The 399-nt window shown below is 75.4% G+C and carries 1 pseudogene; it reads left to right on the top strand.

From position 1 onward, the window contains the following. Positions 1–399: pseudogene (locus tag RNC47_RS37285) on the top strand (virulence factor MviN); the annotation flags it as partial.

The raw sequence follows: 399 nt of genomic DNA, 5'->3' as shown, positions 1-399 counted from the left end.
CCGTTCTTCTCCTCCGGGCGGCCCACCTGGTTCCCGGCGTTCGCGATGGGCACCGGGCTCCTGGTCACGATGGGCGCCGGGTACGCGCACACGTACCGCTTCGGCGTCGTCGGCATCGCCACCGCCAACGCCCTCGGCATCAGCACCACCGCGCTGCTCCTGCTGATGGGGCTGGGCACCCGGGTCGTGCCGATCCGGGCCCGGGCGGTCACCCTCGCGCTCGGCCGCCTCACGGGGGCCGCGCTGGTGGCCGGGGCGGTGGGCTGGGCGGCCGCCCCCCTGCTTCCCGACGCCGTGCTGAGCCTGGCCGCCGGGTGTCTCCTCGTCCCCGCCGTGTTCTTCCTGACCGGGCTGGCGCTGCGCTCGCCCGAGGTCGTCTCCCTGCTGGCACTCATCCGA

The organism is Streptomyces millisiae, from assembly GCF_031845425.1.
Classification (GTDB): Bacteria; Actinomycetota; Actinomycetes; order Streptomycetales; family Streptomycetaceae; genus Streptomyces; species Streptomyces millisiae.
Note: the sequence above shows the minus strand (reverse complement) of the source record. Positions and strands in the feature narration are given on the sequence as shown.